Here is a 20,541-nt window from a genome sequence, read left to right as displayed (position 1 = left end):
CGTCACCCCCCGGCACCAGCGCCTACCCGAGCGAGGAATCCGTGGCCCCGTCCCCCTCCGGCCGCCGGCCGCGGGTCCTGCACGTCACCCAACCCGTGGACGGCGGGGTCGCCCGCGTCGTGACGGACCTGGTCCGGGAACAGTTGAGGCACGGCCTGGACGTCACCGCGGTCTGCCCCGACAGCGCGCTCACCGCGAGGCTGCGGGCGCTCGGCGCGCAGGTACGGCACTGGCAGGCGACGCGGTCGCCGGGCCCGTCGCTCCTGCGGGAGGTACGGCAGCTCGCCCGGCTGGTCGACGAGGTGCGCCCCGATCTGGTGCACGCGCACAGCGCGAAGGCCGGGCTCGCCGGGCGGCTCGCGGTGCGGGGACGGATTCCGACGGTCTTCCAGCCGCACGCCTGGTCGTTCGAGGCGGTCGGTGCGGGCACCGCCGCCCTCGCGCTCAGGTGGGAGCGATGGGGGGCGCGTTGGGCCGCACGGGTGGTGTGCGTGAGCGAGGCCGAACGCGTGACCGGCGTGCACGCCGGGATCACCGGCCGGTGGACCGTCGTCCCCAACGGCATCGACCCCGGGCACTACCGCCCGGCCGCCGCCGGCGCCGTACGGGCCCGGCTCGCGCCGCTCGCCGGCGTCCGGCCGGCGGCTCCGCTCGCGGTCTGTGTGGGACGGCTGTGCCGGCAGAAGGGACAGGACGTCCTGCTGCGGGCGTGGGACGCCGTGGTGCGCCGGGTGCCCGACGCCCGCCTCGTCCTGGTCGGCGACGGGCCGGACCTCGACCGGCTGCGCCGGCAGGCCCCCGGGTCCGTGCTGTTCACGGGGGCCGTCACCGACACCTCCCACTGGTACCAGGCCGCCGATCTCGTCGTCCTGCCGTCCCGCTGGGAGGGCATGGCGCTGGCCCCGCTGGAGGCGATGGCCTGCGGACGGCCGGTGGTGGTCACGGACGTCGACGGGGCCCGCGAGAGCCTGCCGCCCTCCCTCGCCGCGCGGTGCCTGGTGCGGCCCGAGGACCCCGCGGAGCTGGCCGAGGCCGTCGCCGGACTGCTGCTGGACCCACCGCTGCGCGAGTCCCTCGGCGAGCGGGGCCGCCGCCACGTGCTGTCCCTCCACGACGTACGGCACACCGCCGAGCAGATCACGGACGTCTACCACGCCCTGCTCGGCGCCCGGCCCGCGGCAGCGGGGGCGCCCCCGTCCCCAGCGGGCCGGCGGGGCACCGGGGCCCGCGGCGCCGAACGGCGCCGACCGCTCGACAGGGGCTGGGGCACCGAGGCGAACCGGACACCACAGCACGTCGAGTCCACCGAACACAGGGAGTCCATCCACTCGTGACTGCCGAACGTACCGTGCCCTCCCCCGGCGTAACGCCACGGGACCACGGATTCCCACCCGTCTCCGTCAGGCCCGCGCTCGGCACCGCCACCGGGTCCCGGCTCCCCGCCCCGCGGCCCCCGGCCCGGCCCGGCCCGGCCCTCGCGCTGGTCGCCGTGGACGCCGGCGCAGCGCTGCTGGGCACGACGGTGCTCGCCGACGCCCAGCGCCACCCCTTGCTCCTCGCCCTCCTGCTCGTCGCCTCGCTGCTGCTGCGCCCGCGCGACCGCCGGCCGCCGGTGCCGGGGCTGCTGGAGGAACTGCCCGCCGTCTGGGGCCGTATCGCCGTCGCCTGGCTGGCGTCCGCCGCGCTCTGGGCGGCCTACCGGCCGGAACACGCGCTGTCCGCCGGCACCGTGCTGACCGGCCTGGTCCTGCAGGCGACGGCAGGCTGCGTGCTGCGCGCGGCCGTGCACGGGCGGCGGCGCGCCGCACTGCTGCGCCACCCGCACACCGCGCTCGTCGTCGGCCCGGCCGCCACCGCGCAGCGCGTCGCCGCCGCCGTACTGCGCCACCCGTCGTGCGGCGTACGCCCGGTGGGGATCGTCGCCGAGCGGCCGGACGGCACCGGGGGGATCCCGGTGCTGCGGACCGGCGCGGAGGTCGAGCGGGCGGTCATCCAGAACGGGGTGCGGGCGGTACTGACCGTCCACCCCTCGGTACGTGCCGAACAGGGGCCGCTGCTGCGCACGCTGGCCGAGTCGGGGTGCGCGATCTGGGAGGTCGACGCCGACTCCCCCTCGTACGCCACGGGGGGACGGCTGGCCGGGTTCTCCTGCCGGCGTCTGGACCCCTCCCCCGTGCGCCGCGCCGGCGCGGGCAAGCGGCTGCTCGACATCCTCGTGTCCGGCGCGCTGCTGCTGCTGGTCAGCCCGCTGCTGCTGGTGTGCGCGACGGTGCTGCGGATCAGTGACGGCCCGGGCGTGGTGTTCCGGCAGGAGCGGATCGGCAGGGGCGGAAAGCCGTTCACGCTGCTGAAGTTCCGTACCCACCGCCCGGTCGACGAGCACGAGTCGGCGACCCGGTGGAGCGTCGCCGACGAGAGCGGGATGCGCTGGTTCTGCCGCATGCTGCGGCGCACCTCGCTCGACGAGCTGCTCCAGCTGTGGAACGTACTGCGGGGGGACATGAGCCTGGTCGGGCCGCGGCCCGAACGCCAGTACTTCGTGTCCCAGTTCAGCCAGGCCTACCCCGGATACGCGGCCCGGCACCGGGTGCGGACCGGCATCACCGGCCTCGCCCAGGTCCACGGGTTGCGCGGTGACACCTCGATCGAGGACCGCTGCCGGTTCGACAACGCCTACATCGACGACTGGTCGCTGTGGCAGGACGTCTGCATTCTGCTGCGCACCGCGGCCATGCTGGTCCGTCCGACGGGGAGCTGACCGACGTGAGCCACACCCTCGCCCTCGCCCCGCTCCCGCCCCGGGTCGCCGCGCTGGTACCGGTCCTGCCGCTGGTGGCGGTGCTCGCCCTGCTGGCCCTGCCGCCGACGGGGGACGGTGCGGGGCCCGCCGACGTGGCCTCCGGACTGGTGGTGGCGTACTGCGTCATCCGTCTGCTGCGTGAGCGACGGCGCCCGCTGTCGGCCGTCGCGGTCTGTGTGCTGGGCCTGCCGGTCGTGGGGATCGCGCTCGCCGCGGCGGGGGCGTCCTCGCCGCAGGCCGGGCTCGCCGGCATGGGCCGTTACCTGCAGCTCTTCGTGCTCGTCCCGGCCGCCGTGCTGGTGCTGGTCCGCCACCGGACCGACTTCCGGGTGCTGGCCTGGTCGTTCGTCGGGCTCGCGGTGTGGCAGGGGGCCGTCGGCGTGCACCAGTACGTCACCCGCGGCGGTGCTTCCTACCAGGGCCAGGACATCCGGGCGGTCGGCACCTTCGGCGCCCACGACGTGATGGGCATGGCGTCGGCGGTCTCCCTGGGCGTGGTGTGCGCGGTCGGGATCGCGCTGGGCCGGGCACCGGTGTGGCAGCGGCTGACCGCCGCGGGCTGCGCGCTGGCCCTGCTGGCGCCGCTCGCGCTCTCCTTCAGCCGGGGCGCCTGGATCGCGACCGCCCTGACGTGCGCCGTGCAGCTGGCGCTGGCCGGGCTGCGGCGCGCGCTGAAGGTGGCCGCGGTGCTGGCCGCCACGGGGGTGGTCCTGATGGGCGGGTTCGGTGTCGGCACGGCGCAGCTGCAGGAGCGGATCGACAGCATCGCGCGGGTCACCGACGCCCCGGACCAGTCCGTCGTCGACCGGTACGCCCTGTGGGAGTCGGCCGCCGGCATGTGGCGCGAGCACCCGCTGACCGGCGTGGGCCTGAAGAACTTTCCCGCGTACCGCGACGGACACGCCACGCTGGCCCTGTCGTCGGGCAGCGACGTCGAGGGCGCCGGGGTGGAGTACGAGCGGCAGGCGCTGCTGTCGCCGCACAGCATGTACCTGCTGCTGCTGAGCGAGCAGGGCCTGATCGGGCTGCTCACGCTCGCCGGGAGCTGGCTGGCGCTGCTGGTGTGCGCGGTACGGGGACTGCTGCGCGTGCGCCGTCGCGGGCCGGGTCTCGACTGCGCGCTCGTCGCCTGCGGGCTGCTGGTCTGGCTGCTGACCGACTTCGCGTACGGGGACATCGGCGGCCCCTCGACCCTGCTGACCGGCCTGGGCCTGGGCCTCGCCGCGTGGTGGGCCCTGACCGGCACCGAGTCGCGGGCCGTCACGCCACAGCCCGGGGCACGGGAACGCGTCGGGGAGGCCGTGGCGCGATGACGGTGGTGCCTTCACAGACCCCGAGCCCGGAGACCGACGGGGCCATGACCGACGGGGCGCCGGCCGACGGGACCATGACCGGCGGGACGCCGGCCGTTGGGGTGCCGGCCGACGAGGCGGCGTCCGACAGGGCGGCGACCGACAGGGCGGCGACCGTGCCGATGGCGCGCGCGGCGGGGGCCTCCGCCGGGGTGGAGCCCGGTTCGGGGGGGCTCTCCCGGAAGTTCCTCGCCCGCGCCACGCTCGTCACGGCGTCGCTGTCGATCGCCGGGTCGCTGCTCGGCCTGGTGCGCGACCAGTCCCTGGCGCGGCTGTTCGGTGCCGGGAGCGACACGGACGCCTTCCTGGTCGCGTGGACCGTGCCGGAGCTGGCCTCCACGGTGCTGATCGAGGAGGGGCTGGCCCTGGTGCTGATCCCGGCGTTCAGCCTGGCACTGGCCCGTCGCGCCCGGGGTGCCGAGGGCGACCCGGTGCGTGCCCTGGTCGCCGCGACCCTGCCCCGGCTGTGCCTCGCCCTCGCCGCCATGGCCGTGCTGGTCGCCGGTGCGGCTCCTTTCCTGGTCCGGGTCCTGGCACCGGGCCTGCCCGACCCCCGTCTCGCCGTCGACTGCACGCGGCTCACGGCGATCAGCGTGCTGGCCTTCGGGCTGGCCGGGTACTGCAGCGCCGCCCTGCGCGCCCACCGCCGCTTCTTCGCGCCCGCCGCCATCTACGTCGCCTACAACACCGGCATCGTCGCCGTGATGTTCCTGCTCGGCGGCCGGTGGGGCGTGCGCTCCGCGGCGGCCGGGGTCGCGGTGGGCGGCTTCCTCATGGTGGCGGTGCAACTGCCCTCGCTGTGGCGCCGGCTGACGTCGCGCACGCCGGCCGCCGCCGGGCCCGGGACCGACGTCGAGGAGCGGCCGATGCGGCTCGCCCTGATCGCCGCCGTACTCCTGTTCGCCCTGTGCCGCCAGTCGCAGGTCCTCGTCGAGCGCTTCCTCGCCTCCTCGCTGCCCGCCGGGGCCATCTCGCACCTGAACTACGCGCAGAAGGTCGCCCAGATCCCGATGACCCTGTCGCTGATGGTGTGCACCGTCACCTTCCCCGTGGTCGCGCGGGCGCTCGCCGACGGGGACACCGAACGCGCCCGTGCCCGGGTGGAACGGGACCTGCTGCTGGCCGCCTGCGTGGTGCTGCTGGGGATGAGCGCGGTGCTCGCCTGCGCCCCGCAGATGATCGCGCTGCTCTTCCAGCGGGGCGCGTTCACCGTCTCCGACACCGTGGCGACGGCCGGCGTCATGCGGGTGTACGCGCTCGGACTGCTGGGCCAGACGCTGGTGGGCGCCCTGCTCCGCTCGTACTTCTCGGCGGGCCGGCCCCGCTGGTACCCCGTCGGCGCGATGGCCGCCGGCATCGTCGTGACGTCCCTGACCGGAGCCGTGGCCGTACGCCCCTGGGGGGTGGCGGGGATCGCCGCCGCCAACGCCCTCGGCATCACCCTCACGGCCGCCCTCATGCTCGCCGGGCTGCGCACCGCCCGGCGCGGCGACCCGCACGGTGTCTCGGTCCGCGTCCGGCAGGTCCTGGCCGAGCTGACCGGGCCGGTGCTCGCCACGGTCGCCGCCACCGTCGCCGGCGCGTTCGTCGCGAGCCGGTTCCCGGCCCCCGTCGCGGGTCTCGCGGCCGGCTGTCTGACCGTGACCGCCGTCTTCGTCCCGCTCGCCTGGGCCCTGGGCCCCGGTTCCCCGTCCGCACTGCGCTCCGTACGCACCGTCACACGAAGGCTCCCCCATGGCCGCTTCCGTTGATTCCGTCGAGACCGGCGCCCTCCCCGCCCCACGTCCGGGCCCGCCGCCGTGGGTGGCGATGTACCACTCGGTGGGCGACTGCTCGGACGACCCGTACCGCGTCACGGTCACGCCCGAACGCCTCGGGCGGCAGCTGGCCTGGCTGCGCCGGCGCGGACTGCGGGGCGTGTCCGTCGCCGACCTGCTCGCCGCCCGCTCCCGGGGCGGGGGACGCGACCTGGTCGGACTCACCTTCGACGACGGGTACGCCGACTTCGTCACCGGCGCCCTGCCGCTGCTGCGGCGCTGGGGCTGCGGCGCCACCCTCTTCGTCCTGCCCGGCCGGCTCGGCGGCGTCAACGCCTGGGACCCGCTGGGCCCGCGCAAGCCGCTGCTGAGTGCGGACGGCATCCGGCGGGCGGCCGCCGAGGGCGTGGAGATCGGCTCGCACGGCCTGACGCACGTCGACCTCACCCGGGCCGACGACCTCACCCTCAAGGCCGAGACCGTCGAGAGCCGCGCGCGGCTCGAGGAGTTGACCGGCGCCCGCGCCGACGGCTTCTGCTACCCGTACGGCACGGTCGACGCCCGCGCCGTCGAGGCCGTACGGGAAGCGGGGTACACCTACGCCTGCGCCATCGACCCCGGGCCGCTGACCGGCCCGCACGCCCTGCCGCGCGTCCACATCGGCCAGAACGACACGTCCTGGCGGCTGTTGCTCAAGCACCGTCTGCACCGGCTGCGACGGCGCCCGGTGGAGGGCCTGTGAGATGAGGGCCCTGCACATCATCACCGGCCTCGGCGTGGGCGGGGCCGAGCAGCAGCTGCGGCTGCTGCTGCGTCACCTGCCCGTCGAGTGCGACGTCGTCACGCTCACCAACCCCGGCGCGGTCGCCGAGGGCCTCGCCGCCGACGGGGTCCGCGTCGTGGACCTCGGCATGGGCGGCAACCGCGACCTGAGCGTGCTCCCCCGGCTGGTCCGGTTGATCCGCGCCGGCGGCTACGACCTGGTGCACACCCACCTGTACCGGGCCTGCGTGTACGGCCGGCTCGCCGCGCGGGTCGCCGGGGTCCGCGCCGTCGTCGCCACCGAACACTCCCTCGGTGACTCGCAGATGGAGGGCCGCGACCTGACCGCGGGGGTGCGCGCGCTGTACCTCGCCAGCGAGCGGCTCGGCTCGGCGACGGTCGCCGTCTCCTCGGCGGTGGCCGACCGTCTGAAGCGCTGGGGCGTGCCCGCGCCCCGCATCGAGGTCGTTCCGAACGGCATCGACCTGGACCGCTTCCGCTTCGACCGGGAACGGCGCGACCGCACGCGCCGGCGCCTCGGCCTGCCCCAGGGCGCGTTCGTCGTCGGCGGCGTCGGCCGGCTCACCCCCGGTAAGCGGTTCGACGTCCTCGTCCGCGCGCTCGCCCGGCTCGGGGACGACCACTGGCTGCTGCTGGTGGGCGGCGGCCCCGAGGAACACGTCCTGCGGCGCACGGCCCACGAGGCGGGCGTGGCCGGCCGCGTCCTGTTCACCGGCGAACGCCCCTACCTCCCCGACGGCTCGCCGGGCCCCGACCTGCCCTCGCTCACCTCGGCGATGGACCTGTTCGCCTCCCCGTCCACGGAGGAGGCCTTCGGTCTGGCCGCCGTGGAGGCGCTGGCGTCGGGCCTGCCGGTGCTCTACGCCTCCTGCCCGGCGATCGAGGACCTGCCGCCGCCGGCCACCGCCCGGCGCGTGCGCGGCGGCCCCGAAGCGTACGCCCGGGCCATCGCCGGTGCGCGCGCGGCGGGACCCGGGCCGCGCGCGGCCCCCGAGGCCGCGCACCGCTACAGCATCACCCGCAGCACGGCCCGCCTCATGGACGTGTACGCGGCAGCCGTCTCCCGTCCGCCGTCCGCCCTCTCACCCCTCGGAGCAAGCCCGTCATGACCGACACCGCGACCCGTCACCGCCCCACGTCCCTGGCTCGCCTCAGGAGGCCGCCGTCCTGGACCGCGCTCGCGGCCGGCACCCTCCTCGGCGGCCTGCTGGGCGGCGCGTACGGCGTGTTCACCCCCGTCACCTACACGGCCACCAGCTATGTCGTCGCCGTACCGACCTCGAAGTCCACCCCGGAGGCCGCCCGCGGTTTCGCGCAGGCGTACGGCCGCGTGGCCACGCAGCTCGCGGTGCTCGGGGACGCCCAGGTGTGGGCGGGCGTGCCGGTGCGGACGCTGCGGGACAACGTGCGCGCGGCGACCTCGCCGGACGCGCCGATGGTCGCCGTGTCGGCCACCTCCTCGCGGCCCGCGCTGGCCGTCGACATGGCCAACGCGGTCTCCCGCGCGCTGACGCAGCACGCGGAGCACACCAAGGGCAGCACCGAGGTCCGGCTCGTGCAGTTCTCGCGTGCCGTCCGGCCGGGCGAGCCGACGTCCGCGTCGCCGACGGTGACCACGCTGGTGGGGGCGAGCGCGGGCGGGTTGCTCGGCGGGCTGGCCCTGCTGGCCCGGCCGCGGCGGACCGGCCGGGACGGCGCCTCCCTCCCCCACGGCCCCTCGGTGCCCGGGCCCGCCACCGCCGCCGACGTGTCCGGGCAGCGGTGACGGCGGCATGCCGGGCCGCGCCCGCGCTAGTCGGTGCGCGACCACCAGTCGTCGCCCAGGCAGAGCTCGCCTCCGAGCCAGTACTCCAGCCAGCTGCCCAGGTCCAGCGGAGAGCAGTCCTGCGGGGTCAGGGGTGCGGTCGGTGCGGGTTCGGGCGTCGGTGCGGGTGTCGGTGCGGGTGCCGTCCCGTCGGTGCGGCCGGTGAGGGCGGACCGGTAGACGCGGGACGAGTCCGGGTTGTCGTCGCACTGCCACACGCCGTGCGGGCAGTAGTCGGTCAGCGTGTTGTAGAGCGGCTTGTGCTCGTCGATCCACGCCAGCATGCGCCGCATGTACTCGGGGTTGTCGCCGTTACGGAAGAGCCCCCATTCGGGGTAGGAGATCGGTTTGCCGTGGGCCTTGGCGAAATCCACGTGTGCCCGCAGCCCGTAGGGCTCGTCCACCTGCCGGTCGAACGGCATCCCGGCCGGCTGGTCGTAGGAGTCCATGCCGACGATGTCGACCACGTCGTCCCCCGGGTAGCACTGCGTCCAGGGAACGGCGTCCCGGCCGCGGCTCGGCGTGAAGTCGAACCGGAACCTCTGGCCCGGCACGGAACGCATGGTGGTGACGATCCTGTTCCAGTACTTCTTCCAGGACTCCGGGTCCGGCCCGCACCGGTGGGTGTACGTGGTGCCGTTCATCTCCCAGCCGAGTACGAGGACCGTGTCCGGCACCTTCAGCCGCACCAGCCGTTCGGCCAGGGCACGGAAGTGGTGATCGAACTCCCCGGCCGCGCCCCGACGCAACAGCCGCCGGACCTCCTCGTCGGAGACGCCCTCCTCGTTGCGTTCCTGGAGGGGCACGTTGAGGACGAGCATCCGGTCGTCCTGCTCGTTGCGCCAGTGGGCCCACGCCTCGAGGAAACGGATGTCGCCCTCGATGTCGCTCCAGCGGTTGCCGGGCAGGTAGGTGTGACCGACGCGGAGCTCGGCCCCTCCCAGCCAGTGGCTGAGCTGCGCCATGCGGGCGACGCCGCGGGCGTCGGACCTGAGGAAGGCGCCGAAGGCGGGGACCTCCCCGCCCGGCGCCGGTGTGGTCTGCGGGGGAGTCGTCGACGGCGCGGGCACGGCCGGGCTCGGGTCGGCGGCCGGCGTCCCCTCCGCCCCCGCCGCGCTGCCGGCCGCCAGGGCGACCGACACGGCGACCGACACCGCGCCCGCGGCCAGCCTGTGACGGACCCGGATCCGCTTGTGCTGCGGAGCCATTCCTGCTCCTTTCCTCGCTGTCGTCCGTCTTCCGGCGCTGTGCGCGCTATTTGACGGACAGTCATATGAAGTCACGCACAGGACATTCCACGGCGCCACCGCCCTTGGGGCTTTCGAGTGCCGCGCTCGCCCGAGCGGGTGAGCCGTCCGCGTCATCCGCCTCACGTGTCCAAGTCGTCCGAGCCCGCCACGCACATCACCTGCATCACCTGCATCACCTGGCATCACGTGCATCACGTGCATCGCACCGGAAGCAGATGCATCACCTGAATCGCCGGCATCACCTGAATCGCGCGAAGGGAAGAGAGAGTTCGTGTCACTGCTCGACACCCGCGTCCCCGCCGTACTGCTGCGGATCGACCGGAACCCCTTTCACCACGGAACGCTGGGCGCCGTGCGGTCGCTCGGCAGGGCGGGCGTGGAGGTGCATGTCGTCGCCGACTCGGCGGGCAGCCCTGTCCCCAGGTCCCGGTACGTGCGCCGGATGCACCCCCCGCCGCTCCCGGGCGCTTCCGCGGACGAGATCGTCGCCGTGCTGCGCCGGGTGGCCGACCAGATCGCGACTCCGGCCGTCCTGGTCCCGATGGACGACGCGAGCGCGATCGCCGTGGGCCGCGTGCGGGCCGGCCTCGCGCCCTCCTACCTCCTGCCCGCGACGCCGGACACGCTGGCCGCACGCGTCGCCGACAAGGCGGAGCTGGCCGCCGTGTGCGCGGCCGCGGATGTTCCGCACCCGGTGACGCTGGTCCCGGACAGCCCGGAGCGGGCCGCCGACGACGTACGCCGGCTCGGACTGCCGGTCGTGGCGAAGTGGAGCCGGCCCTGGCTGCTGCCGGCCGGCAGCGGACTGCGCAGCACGCTGCTGGTGCGGTCCGCTGAGCAGGCCCGTCAGCTGTACCTGCGCACCGAGGAGGCGGGCAGCCGGCTGCTGCTGCAGGCGTACCTGCCGCCGGGGCCGAACGGGGACTGGTTCTTCCACGGCTACGCCGACCGCACGGGCGCCGTGCGCGCGGGCGGGTCGGGCCGCAAGCACCTGGCCTGGCCGCGCGGCGCGGGCCTGACCGCGGTGGGCCGCTGGACGCCGAACCCGCGGGTGCGGGCGCTGGCCGAACGGCTCACCGGCGAACTGGGCTACCGGGGCGTCTTCGACCTCGACTTCCGGCGCTGCGGCGAGACGGGCCGCTACCACCTGCTCGACTTCAACCCGCGCCCCGGCGCCCAGTTCCGGCTCTTCGCCGACAGCGCGGGACTGGACGTCGTACGCGCCCTGCACCTGGACCTGACGGGGCGTCCGCTGCCGGACGGGGTGCCGCTGGCCGGGCGGGCGTTCGTGGTGGAGAACTACGCGCCGTTCGCCGCGCTGCGTCCGGCACCGAACGGGCGCGAACTGGCCTGGCACGCCCGGGACGACCGCGATCCCGGCAGGGCGATGTGGGCCCTGTGGGGCCGTCATGTGTCCGGCCGGCTGCGCGAACGGCTGCCCGTGCCGAAGTCGGCACGGGCACCACAGGAAGCACAAGAACCACAGGAATCACAGACATCACAGACACCACAACCGGCACGGACAGCACCGGCACCGCAGGCGGCACGGGCGGCACACCTGATCCCCGGGGCGGCCTCGGCTCCCCTGACCGACAACGAGAAAGCGAGCAGCTCATGATGGACGACCTCCTGGTGGTCGGCGCGGGCCCGTACGGTCTGTCGATCGCGTCCCACGCCGCGGACGCCGGGCTGAGCCTGCGTGTGTTCGGCCGGCCCATGGCGTCCTGGCGGGACCACATGCCCGGCGGCATGTTCCTGAAGTCGGAGCCCTGGGCGTCCAATCTCTCCGATCCACGGGGACGCTGGCGCCTGGACGCGTACTGCGCGGAACGGGGGCTGACGGCACGCCACGGACAGCCGATTCCGGTGGAGCAGTACGCGGAGTACGGCCTGTGGTTCGCGCGCCACGCCGTACCGGCGGTGGACGAGCGCACCGTGACCCGGGTGGCGGCCGGTCCCGGCGGTTTCACGGCGCTCACCGAGGACGGTGAGGTGGTGTACGCGCGGACGGTGGCGCTGGCGGTCGGCGTGATGCCGTTCATCGAGGTGCCGCCCGCACTGCGCGGGCTGCACCCCTCACTGGTGACGCACAGCAGCCACCACAACGACCTGGCCCCCTTCCGCGGCAAGGACGTGACGGTGATCGGCGGCGGCCAGGCGGCGCTGGAGACCGCGGCGCTCCTCGCCGAACAGGGCACCCGGGTACGGGTGCTGGCGCGGGCGGAGCGGCTGCGGTGGAACGACGTGCCGCCGCCCTGGGAACGCCCCTGGTGGCAGTCGGTCCGCTCCCCGCACAGCGGCCTGGGCCCGGGCTGGCGCAACTGGTTCTACTCCGAGCGCCCCGGCCTCTTCCGCAACCTGCCGCGGCAGACCCGGGCGCGCATCGCGGCCACGGCGCTGGGGCCGGCGGGCGCGTGGTGGGTGCGGGACCGGGTGGAGCGGGCGGTGGAGCTGCTGCCGGGCCACGAGGTGACCGCGGCCTGTGCGGTGCCGGGCGGCGTGCGGCTGGACACGGTGGACCGCGAGGGCGCCGTGCGCACCCTGGAGACCGAGCACGTCGTCGCGGCCACGGGGTTCCGGCCGCTCCGCGACCGGATGGGGATGCTCGCCCCCGAGTTGTGCGGGACGCTGGCGGTCCTGCCCGACGGTTCCCCGGCGACGGGGCGCGACTTCGAGTCCTCCCAGCCCGGCCTGTTCCTCGCGGGTCTGGTGACCGCCTCCGGCTTCGGCCCGGCCATGCGTTTCGTCCAGGGCGCGGCGTTCACGGCGACGACCCTCGTCCAGGGGGTGCGCCGTCGGCTCAGGTCGACCCCGGCGCACGGCACGGTCCCCGTGCCGGGGACCGGCAGCCGAAGCGGGGCGCCGGCGCCCGTGGGCCACTGAGGCGGCGGCTCGTGCGGCTCCGGCTCGTGCGTCCCCGGCCACCGTGCGACGCCTGCCGTCGGCGGCCGGTCCCGCACGGCGGCGCGCCCCCGCACCGGCCCGGCCACCTCGTGAGGTGGCTCGCGTCGGTACGGGGGTGGCGTGGGAGTGGCGTGGGTGCCGGACGGGTCGCGTCCGGCACCCGCGGGCGGCTACCGGCGCGCGGCGGTACGGCCGCGGCGGTAGAGCACCGCCCCGCCCGAGAGCAGTGCGGCACCGGCGACCGAGGCGAACAGCATGCCCTCGCTGCCGGTCTCGGCCAGCTGGGGCGTGTCCTCGGGCACCTCGACGCCGACCGACGGCGGCGTGTGGACGACGCGCGTGGGAGGCGAGGCGGGGGTGGTGGGAGTGCTGGTGGCCGGAGGCGTTTCGGACGACGGCGGCGCGGGCGTCTCCTCCTCGGTGCCGTAACCGGGGCCCTCGTTACCGCAGGAGTTGCCGTACGTGTCGTTGAGCGCCGCGACCACGTTGACGCCGTTGCCGCACACGTTCAGCGGCAGGCTGATCGGCGCCTGGACGTTGTTCCCGGTCAGCACACCGTAGGAGTCCTCGCTGGATGCGACCGCCTCGCTGCCGCTGGTGGAGGAGGTGCCGTACGAGGACGACCGGCCCCCCTGCGAGGTGTTGCCGCAGGAGTTGTCGTACGCGGGGTTGAGCGCCGCGACCGCGTTGACGGTGTTGCCGCACACGTTCACCGGCGCGCTGATCGGCGCCTGGACGTTGTTCCCGGTCAGCACACCGTAGGAGTCCTCGCTGCTCGCCACCGCCTGGCTGCCGCCGGCGTGGGAGCCCGCGGACGCGGACGAGGACGCGGAGGAGTGGCTCCCCTGCGAGGAGTTGCCGCAGGAGTTGTCGTGCGCGGGGTTGAGTGCCGCCACCGCGTTGACGGTGTTGCCGCACACGTTCAACGGCACCTCGATCGGTACCTGGACGTTGTTCCCGGCCAGCACACCGGAAGAGTCCTCGGTGGCTCCCACCGCGATGGAGTCAGCGAGGGCGGGAGCGCTCGTCAGGGACAGAATGCCCGTGGCGGCGGCCGCCGCGAGCACTCCCCTGCTCAGGGTCTGTCGCAATGTGGTCATCTTCCTGCTTGAAGAACTGGTGAGCCGGCCTCGGCACGGAGATCGACGTCCAAGGCCGGCCCACGTGGCCTGGGCTGGTGCGGGCTTCCGTCGGCCATGGCTCCCGGACCGGGCTCGTGCCCGGGGGAACACCGCAGGACGTGAGTCACCCGTCCGCCTCGCGTCGCTACGTGTTCGACCCTCGGCTCGGGGACGGGAGTTCCTGTGGGGAAAGCCCGTGGACCGCGGACGGGGCAGGCGACGGTGCGAGCGCCGGGAAAGCGGCCACCACCGGCCTACCGCCGACGGAAGCTGCGGCCGCCTCGGCGGCCCTTGCCTTCTTGAGCACTGCGCGTTCCTTTCTCGTGACGTCGCATGCCCTACTGCTTCATCAACCCGACGGACGACAAACGGTTTCGCAGGTTCACCCGGTTGGCCCGCACTGCACGGGGAAAAGCGGGGAAGACGCCGGTGCGGCAGGGCCGCTCAGGACACCACGTCCTTGCGGGCGAAGCCCCTGAAGGCCAGCGCGAACAGCACGAGCGCGTACGTCACGGAAATCGCGGCGCCCTGCACCATGCCCGCCCACTCGGGACGCGGCTGGACGGCGTCCGCCCAGGCGAACTGCCAGTGCGCGGGCAGGAAGTCCCGCCAGTGGCCGAGCGCGGTCACGGCGTCCAGGACGTTGCCGACGATGGTCAGGCCGACCGCTCCGCCGACCGCGCCGAGCGGGGCGTCGGTCTTCGTGGACAGCCAGAACGCGAGGCCGGCGGTCACCAGCTGGGAGACGAAGATGTACGCCACGACCACCACCAGGCGCTGCGCCGCCGTCCCGGGGGAGAGCGAGCCGCCGGTGGGGATCGCCAGCGGCCCCCAGCCGTAGGCGGCCGTGCCGACGGCGAGGGCCACCAGCGGCAGCAGCACCATCGCGGCGAGGCTCAGGCCGAGGCCGACGACGAGCTTGGACACGAGCAGCCGGGCGCGCGGCACCGGGGCGGCCAGCAGGTAGCGCAGGGAGGACCAGCCGGCCTCGGAGGCGACGGTGTCCCCGCAGAAGAGGGCGACGGGGATGACGAGCAGGAAGCCCGCCGACACGAACAGGCTCACGGCGGCGAAGTTGGCGCCGGAGACGGTGGCCGTGTCCATCAGGGTGATCCGGTCGCCGGGGCCGTCCGGCCCGCCGCCGACGGCGAAGGCGATGAGGAGGACGAACGGCAGGACGGCGAGGATCGCGCCCATCACCAGCGTGCGGCGCCGCTTGAGCTGGCGTACCAGCTCCACCCGCAGCGGCAGGGTGCGGCCCGGCCGGTAGCCGGAGGCGGCATCGACGGGCCCGGCGGGCCCGGGCCGCGGGTCTCGCTCGGCGAGCGTGCTCATGCGGAACCTCCGATCAGGGTGAGGAAGGCGTCCTCCAGGCGGCGGTGCGGGCCCACCGAGGACACCGGCACCTCCAGCCGCACCAGCTCCGCGACCAGGCGGGCCGCGGTGCCGTCGGCGTCGAGCCGGACCAGGAGACCGTCGTCGGTGCGGACGGCCGAGGCGACGCCCGGCAGGGCGGCGACCTTCTCGGCGACGGGCTCCTCCACGGGCACGTCGGTGCCGACGAGGAGGGTGTCGCCGGAGCCGGTGATCTCGCCGACCGGGCCCGCCTGGACGAGCCGGCCGCGGTCCATGACCACGAGGTGGGTGCAGGACTGCTCGACCTCGGAGAGGAGATGGCTGGAGACGATGACGGTGCGGCCCCCGGCGGCGTACCGGATCATCACCTCGCGCATCTCGCGGATCTGCGGCGGGTCGAGGCCGTTGGTCGGCTCGTCCAGGATGAGCAGGTCGGGCAGGCCGAGCATGGCCTGGGCGAGGGCGAGGCGCTGGCGCATGCCCTGCGAGTAGGTGCGCACCGCGCGGGCCAGCGCCTCGCCGAGGTCGGCGATCTCCAGGGCCTCGTCCAGGTGGGCGTCCTCGGGCGGGCGGCCGGTCGCCCGCCAGTACAGCTCCAGGTTCTCCCGGCCGGACAGGTGCGGCAGGAAGCCCGCGCCCTCGACGAAGGCGCCGACCCGTGACAGCACCGGGGCGCCCGGCCGGACGGCGTGGCCGAAGACGCGGATCTCGCCGGCGTCCGGCCTGATCAGACCCATCAGCATGCGCAGGGTGGTGGTCTTGCCCGCGCCGTTGGGGCCGAGCAGGCCGAGGACCTGGCCCTTGTCCACGCGCAGGGACAGCTCCCGCACCGCGTACCGGTCCGCCGACCCGGCGTAGCGCTTGCTGAGGCCGGTGATCTCCAGGGGCACGTCGGCCAGCGCCGGGTCGGGGGCGGGGGTGGCGGTGCGGCGGCGCCCGGTGAGCAGCAGGGCCGCCGCGAGCGCGGCGCCCGCGAGGGGCAGCCACCACACCCACGCGGGCAGCGGTGCGGCGGCGGTCGTCACGCCGGGGGCCGTCGGCACCTGGAGGCCGCCCTTGAGGGAGACGGTGTACCGCGCGGGGGCCGCCGGGGAGGCGTAGCCGAGGTCGGTGGAGGCGAGGACCAGGCGGAGCCGGTGGCCCTTCTCGACCTCGTGGTCGATCGCCGGGAGGGCGATCGTCACGTCCTTGCCGGCCTTCGCGTCCTCGACGCGCACGGGCGTCACCAGCTGGGCGGGCAGCACCTGGCCGGTGCCGTCGGGACCGACGTCGTACACCTTGCCGAACAGCACGGCGTCGTCGCCGGTGGAACGGACGTGGACGGTCACGGTGGGCGATCCGGTGATGCGCAGGTCGTCGCGGAGGGGGGCGGACTCGAAGCGGGCGTGCTGGCCGGGGAAGTCCAGCGACACGCCGACGCCCAGCGAGGACAGCTGGGCCAGCCCGCCGGAACCGCCGAGTCCGGGCAGGGCGGAAATGGCGGGCGGGCTGGCGCCCGCGGGGTTCTCGAAGCGCTGCTCGCGACCGCTGAGGGCGATGGTCCGCCGCCCGTCGGCCAGGCCCGGGTACCGGTCCGCGCTCGCGCCCCGCAGCTGGGCCCGGCCGTCGGTGGAGTCGATGCCGCCGGTGCGGGTGACCCGGAAGGCGGGGCCGGTGTCGGCGCCCTTGTCGCCCTTGAGATGGCGGTCGAACCACGCCTGTACGCGGCTGCGGACGCGGTCGCTCTCCATGCTCCCGCCGTCGTGTCCGCCCGCGATCCAGTCGACGTCGACGGGGGCGCCGTTCGCCCGGATCGCCCGCGCCGCCGCGTCGGCCTGGCCGAGGGGGAAGAGGGAGTCGGTCTGGCCCTGCACCAGCAGGGTGGGCACCTTGATGCGGTCGCCGACGGCGGACGGCGAGCGGGCTTCGAGCAGCGAGCGGGCCTCGGGGTCCGGCTGCCCGGACTCGGCGACCCGGTCGTACATCCGGCACAGCCGGACCTCGAACGTCGCGCAGCCGCCGCCGGAGTTGACGAAGACGCCGGCCCACAGCTTCTTGAACACGCCGTTCGGGAACAGGGCGTCCGCGAGGTTCCAGTACGTGACCGCCGGGGCGATGGCGTCGACCCGGTCGTCGTGTCCGGCGGCCAGCAGCGCGACCGCCCCGCCGTACGAGGCGCCGGCCACGCCCACGCGCGGGTCGCCCTTCGCGTCCAGCCGCACCTGCGGCTGCTCGGCCAGCCAGTCCAGCAGCCGCGAGACGTCGGCGACCTCCCCGTCCGGGGCGTTGAGCCCGATCTTCCCGGTGGACCCGCCGAAGCCGCGCGCCGACCAGGTGAGCACCGCGTACCCGTCCCGGGCCAGGCTCTCCGCCTGCTCGCGGACGTCGGCCTTGCTGCCGCCGAAGCCGTGCGCCAGCAGGACGGCCGGGCGGCGGCCCGCGGGGCCGGCCGTGAAGAACGAGGTGTCCAGGCGCACCCCGTCACCCACGGCCGTCATCCGGTCGGCGCGGTGCACCGCGGGCGCGTCGTCATCGGCGACGGCCGTCCACGTACCGGCACCGGCGAGCACGACGACCGCGGCCGCCGCGGCCACCGTCCGCCGTGGCCGGCGCAGCAGCCCTAGCACCCGGGACAGTCGAAGATCCATGCGCCCACGGTACGGGCCGCCACCGGCGATCGGGGCAGCCCCGAGGCCGAACCTCCGCCCCTCCCAGGGGCGTACGGGGCCGGCTCCGCGTACCGCGGGCGCGGTAGTGCCGGTCAGGGCCGGGCGGGCTCCCGGACGTCGTCGGGGACGGTCACCAGCCAGCGGGTGTCGCGGCGCGGGCGCAGGTACAGGGCCCAGTAGAGGGTGGCGACGGCGGTGATGCCGCCGGTCCACAGCAGGTGGCCCGTCTCCTGCCGGGTCAGGACGTAGGCGAGGACCACGATGAGCAGCACGGGCACGGCGGGCCACAGGGGCATGCGCCACGCGGGCGCGTGCCGGTGGGAACCGCGCCGGGCGAGCAGGGCGGCGATCGCGACGAGCAGGTACATGCCGGTGACGGAGACGCCGGTGACGCCGTACAGCGTGTCCAGGTTGACGAAGCACAGCGCGGCGCCGGGCACGCCGACGGCGAGGGTGGCGACCCAGGGGGAGCCGAACCGGCCAAGCTTGGCGAAGAGCCGGTTCACCGGCGCGGGCCACGCCTTGTCGCGGGCGGAGGCGAACAGGACGCGCGAGTTCTGGATGACCATCACGATGCCGGCGTTGATGATCGCGAGGGCCACGCAGAGGCTGACGAAGGTACCGACGGCGGAGTTGGACCAGGCGGTGACCATGGAGCCGATGTCGCCGCCGGTCAGTTCGGTCAGGTCCGAGGCGCCGAGCGTGATGGCGACGACCGGGACCAGGATGATCACCGTGGAGATGCCGAGCGTGGCCAGCACCGTGCGGGCGACGTTGCGGCGCGGGTTCTCCAGCTCTTCGGAGAGGTAGACGGCGGTGGAGAAGCCCTGGGTGACGAAGAGGGCGATGGCGAGCCCGGAGACGACCAGCGCGGCCGTCACGGGGTCCGCGGCGCCGTCCGCGCCGGCCACCTCCATCGAGGCCAGACTGCCGGGGCCGCGCTCGCCGTGGGCGAAGCCCAGTACCGCGACGACGGCCGCGGCGATGACCTCGAGCACCAGGAAGACGCCGGTGATCCAGGCGTTGGCGCGCAGGTCGAGCAGGCCGGCGAGGGTGGCGAGCACCATGACGCCGGCGCCCGCGAGGGACGGGTCGAGGTGGACGACCGGTTCGAGGTAGTCGGCCGTGCCCATCGCGATCACCGGCGGCACGATCACGACGACCAGCAGGGACAGCACGAAGACCAGCCAGCCCGCCAGCCGCCCGGCCATGGTCGACACCATGGCGTACTCGCCGCCCGCGCTGGGGATGAGGGTGCCGAGCTCCGCGTAGCAGAACGCCACGGCGATGCAGAGGAGGGAGCCGATGGCGATGGTCAGGGCGGTGGCGGTGCCGAGCGAGCCGAAGAGGTCGGGGACCACCACGAACAGCGTGGAGGCGGGGGTCACGCACGAGAGCGTCAGGAGAGTGCCGCCGACGACGCCGATGGACCGCTTGAGCGTCCGGGACTCCGGGGGGCCCGGGAGGTCCGGGGGCGCTGGGACGGTGGTCTCGGCAGGGCGGAGCGTGTCGGTCATGAAGCGGTTCCGATCGACTCGTGCGGCGTTTTCGGGCGGGAGCGCTATCGCCTCCGGCGGCTTGGTCGTACGTCGTTCTCGTCCGCTCCCGACGCCAGATGGAAGCCTGACGGAAACCGCCGAGTCAATGGGTGTTTACCTACGGAATCCGTTGCTCCAAGGCGAGATGACACCTGGAACCGCATCAGCGCCCTGTGGGAAAGAGCCCTTTGAGGAGTACGGGAACCGTAGGGGGCGGAGGAAAAATCCTGCCGTCGTCCGGGACGGGGACGCTGTCGGTGGGGGCCGGTAGAGTCCTCGGCACAGGTGAATCACAGGAACACGGCAACGGGTGGGGACTCATGAAGCTGAAGTACACCGCGGCCTGGGTGGGGCTGACGGCGGCGGCGATGATCACGGCGACCGCGTGCGGCTCGGACGACGCCGATCCGGCGGCCGAGGCCAGTGAGAAGGCCGTGACCGAGACCGCCGGCAAGCCCACGGACGAGGCGGCCGACAAGGCCGGGAGCAAGACCGACATGATCATGGCGGCGCTCTCGCGGGCCACCGACCGCACCGAGGAGCTGGGCTCCGCCGAGGTCAGGACGACGACCGAGCTGGGCACCGGCGAGCCGATCTCCATGGACGGCACGTACTCCTGGGGCGACGGTTACGCGCTCGACGTCGAGATGGACGCCAAGGCCGCGCAGATGCAGGAGCTCACGGACTCGCCGACGGTGCGCACCCTGTTCGTGGACGGCGCCTACTACTACGACATCGACCCGCAGCCCGCCGGCCCGCTCGAGGGCAAGGAGTGGATGAAGATCGACGGGTCGGCCGTGTTCGGCGAGTCGGGTGCCGCCGCGATGAGCGGGGGCGGCGGCGGCAGCCCGGCGGACTCCATGAAGGGCCTGAAGTACGCGAGCGACGTCGAGGACCTCGGCAAGGAGACCGTCAACGGCAAGCCCACGACCCACTACCGGGCCGTGCTCGACCAGGAGGACATGGGCAAGTTCAAGGAGGCCCTCAGCGGCGCCGACAGCCTGCTCAACTCGGCCGCCGGCAGCGGCTCGATCACCATGGACATCTGGGTGGGTGACAAGGACCTGCCGGTGCGCCTGAAGCAGGAGTTCGGGACGATGAAGGTCACCATGGACTTCGACAAGTTCGGCGCCGCCAAGAAGATCGTGGCCCCGCCCGCCGAGCAGACCGGCGACCTCACCGAGGAAGTGAAGGACGCCGGGGCGCAGCAGGGCTGACCCTCGGACGG

The 20,541-nt window shown here is 74.6% G+C and carries 15 protein-coding genes; 10 read left to right on the top strand and 5 right to left on the bottom strand.

The genetic code is table 11. The features are described from left to right. The first annotated feature begins 41 nt into the window (after positions 1–41). Genes KUM32_RS16545 through KUM32_RS16515 form a run of 7 tightly spaced genes read left to right on the top strand, consistent with a single transcriptional unit; the run spans position 42 to position 8,457 of the window. Positions 42–1,334 carry a glycosyltransferase gene (locus KUM32_RS16545; protein ID WP_217142741.1) on the top strand — a complete coding sequence of 431 codons (1,293 nt, stop codon included), beginning with the start codon at positions 42–44 and terminating at the stop codon, positions 1,332–1,334. After that, entirely contained in the window at positions 1,331–2,758 is a 1,428-nt protein-coding gene (locus tag KUM32_RS16540; RefSeq protein ID WP_217142663.1) for an exopolysaccharide biosynthesis polyprenyl glycosylphosphotransferase, read from the top strand. The genes KUM32_RS16545 and KUM32_RS16540 overlap by 4 nt, the downstream gene beginning before the upstream one ends. A 5-nt stretch (positions 2,759–2,763) precedes the next feature. Next, entirely contained in the window at positions 2,764–4,113 is a 1,350-nt protein-coding gene (locus KUM32_RS16535; RefSeq protein ID WP_217142662.1) for an O-antigen ligase, read from the top strand. Then, positions 4,110–5,903, top strand: coding sequence for a murein biosynthesis integral membrane protein MurJ (gene murJ, locus KUM32_RS16530; RefSeq protein WP_374227523.1), 1,794 nt, complete (start codon positions 4,110–4,112; stop codon positions 5,901–5,903). Before KUM32_RS16535 ends, murJ begins: the two co-directional genes overlap by 4 nt. Continuing rightward, positions 5,887–6,651 (top strand): polysaccharide deacetylase family protein, encoded by a 765-nt coding sequence (locus KUM32_RS16525; protein ID WP_217142661.1) that lies wholly within the window; start codon positions 5,887–5,889, stop codon positions 6,649–6,651. Before murJ ends, KUM32_RS16525 begins: the two co-directional genes overlap by 17 nt. Position 6,652: 1 nt before the next feature. Next, positions 6,653–7,801, top strand: coding sequence for a glycosyltransferase (locus KUM32_RS16520; protein ID WP_217142660.1), 1,149 nt, complete (start codon positions 6,653–6,655; stop codon positions 7,799–7,801). After that, complete coding sequence (locus KUM32_RS16515) at positions 7,798–8,457, top strand: lipopolysaccharide biosynthesis protein (protein WP_217142659.1); 660 nt, start codon at positions 7,798–7,800, stop codon at positions 8,455–8,457. The genes KUM32_RS16520 and KUM32_RS16515 overlap by 4 nt, the downstream gene beginning before the upstream one ends. Positions 8,458–8,483: 26 nt before the next feature. Here the strand turns inward: KUM32_RS16515 and KUM32_RS16510 are convergent, their stop codons facing one another. Then, entirely contained in the window at positions 8,484–9,704 is a 1,221-nt protein-coding gene (locus tag KUM32_RS16510; RefSeq protein ID WP_217142658.1) for a glycoside hydrolase family 26 protein, read from the bottom strand. Between the two features lie 313 nt (positions 9,705–10,017). Here KUM32_RS16510 and KUM32_RS16505 point away from each other — a divergent pair, with 313 nt between their 5' ends. Next, complete coding sequence (locus tag KUM32_RS16505) at positions 10,018–11,364, top strand: ATP-grasp domain-containing protein (RefSeq protein ID WP_217142657.1); 1,347 nt, start codon at positions 10,018–10,020, stop codon at positions 11,362–11,364. Further along, positions 11,364–12,629 (top strand): NAD(P)-binding domain-containing protein, encoded by a 1,266-nt coding sequence (locus tag KUM32_RS16500; protein WP_217142739.1) that lies wholly within the window; start codon positions 11,364–11,366, stop codon positions 12,627–12,629. The genes KUM32_RS16505 and KUM32_RS16500 overlap by 1 nt, the downstream gene beginning before the upstream one ends. A 191-nt stretch (positions 12,630–12,820) precedes the next feature. Here the strand turns inward: KUM32_RS16500 and KUM32_RS16495 are convergent, their stop codons facing one another. From KUM32_RS16495 to KUM32_RS16480, 4 genes are all read right to left on the bottom strand, one after another. After that, positions 12,821–13,750, bottom strand: a complete 930-nt coding sequence (locus KUM32_RS16495) for a chaplin family protein (RefSeq protein WP_217142656.1) — start codon at positions 13,748–13,750, stop codon at positions 12,821–12,823. Between the two features lie 465 nt (positions 13,751–14,215). Next, on the bottom strand, positions 14,216–15,106 hold the full coding sequence (locus KUM32_RS16490) for an ABC transporter permease (RefSeq protein ID WP_217142655.1): 891 nt from the start codon (positions 15,104–15,106) through the stop codon (positions 14,216–14,218). Continuing rightward, positions 15,103–17,754, bottom strand: a complete 2,652-nt coding sequence (locus tag KUM32_RS16485; RefSeq protein WP_217142654.1) for a CocE/NonD family hydrolase — start codon at positions 17,752–17,754, stop codon at positions 15,103–15,105. Before KUM32_RS16485 ends, KUM32_RS16490 begins: the two co-directional genes overlap by 4 nt. Positions 17,755–17,867: 113 nt before the next feature. Next, positions 17,868–19,292 (bottom strand): APC family permease, encoded by a 1,425-nt coding sequence (locus KUM32_RS16480; RefSeq protein WP_217142653.1) that lies wholly within the window; start codon positions 19,290–19,292, stop codon positions 17,868–17,870. A gap of 341 nt (positions 19,293–19,633) precedes the next feature. Here KUM32_RS16480 and KUM32_RS16475 point away from each other — a divergent pair, with 341 nt between their 5' ends. After that, positions 19,634–20,530 carry a hypothetical protein gene (locus tag KUM32_RS16475; protein ID WP_217142652.1) on the top strand — a complete coding sequence of 299 codons (897 nt, stop codon included), beginning with the start codon at positions 19,634–19,636 and terminating at the stop codon, positions 20,528–20,530. The last annotated feature ends 11 nt before the right edge of the window (positions 20,531–20,541 follow it).

Source organism: Streptomyces sp. AC627_RSS907 (genome assembly GCF_019049165.1).
Note: the sequence above shows the minus strand (reverse complement) of the source record. Positions and strands in the feature narration are given on the sequence as shown.

What these genes read in the sequence shown, in the direction of transcription:
- KUM32_RS16480 (WP_217142653.1), bottom strand. Translation starts at nt 19,292, where the DNA reads ATGACCGACACGCTCCGCCCTGCCGAGACCACCGTCCCAGCGCCCCCG.
- KUM32_RS16510 (WP_217142658.1), bottom strand. Translation starts at nt 9,704, where the DNA reads ATGGCTCCGCAGCACAAGCGGATCCGGGTCCGTCACAGGCTGGCCGCG.
- KUM32_RS16475 (WP_217142652.1), top strand. Translation starts at nt 19,634, where the DNA reads ATGAAGCTGAAGTACACCGCGGCCTGGGTGGGGCTGACGGCGGCGGCG.
- murJ (WP_374227523.1), top strand. Translation starts at nt 4,110, where the DNA reads ATGACGGTGGTGCCTTCACAGACCCCGAGCCCGGAGACCGACGGGGCC.
- KUM32_RS16495 (WP_217142656.1), bottom strand. Translation starts at nt 13,750, where the DNA reads ATGACCACATTGCGACAGACCCTGAGCAGGGGAGTGCTCGCGGCGGCC.
- KUM32_RS16485 (WP_217142654.1), bottom strand. Translation starts at nt 17,754, where the DNA reads ATGGATCTTCGACTGTCCCGGGTGCTAGGGCTGCTGCGCCGGCCACGG.
- KUM32_RS16515 (WP_217142659.1), top strand. Translation starts at nt 7,798, where the DNA reads ATGACCGACACCGCGACCCGTCACCGCCCCACGTCCCTGGCTCGCCTC.
- KUM32_RS16500 (WP_217142739.1), top strand. Translation starts at nt 11,364, where the DNA reads ATGGACGACCTCCTGGTGGTCGGCGCGGGCCCGTACGGTCTGTCGATC.
- KUM32_RS16490 (WP_217142655.1), bottom strand. Translation starts at nt 15,106, where the DNA reads ATGAGCACGCTCGCCGAGCGAGACCCGCGGCCCGGGCCCGCCGGGCCC.
- KUM32_RS16525 (WP_217142661.1), top strand. Translation starts at nt 5,887, where the DNA reads ATGGCCGCTTCCGTTGATTCCGTCGAGACCGGCGCCCTCCCCGCCCCA.
- KUM32_RS16520 (WP_217142660.1), top strand. Translation starts at nt 6,653, where the DNA reads ATGAGGGCCCTGCACATCATCACCGGCCTCGGCGTGGGCGGGGCCGAG.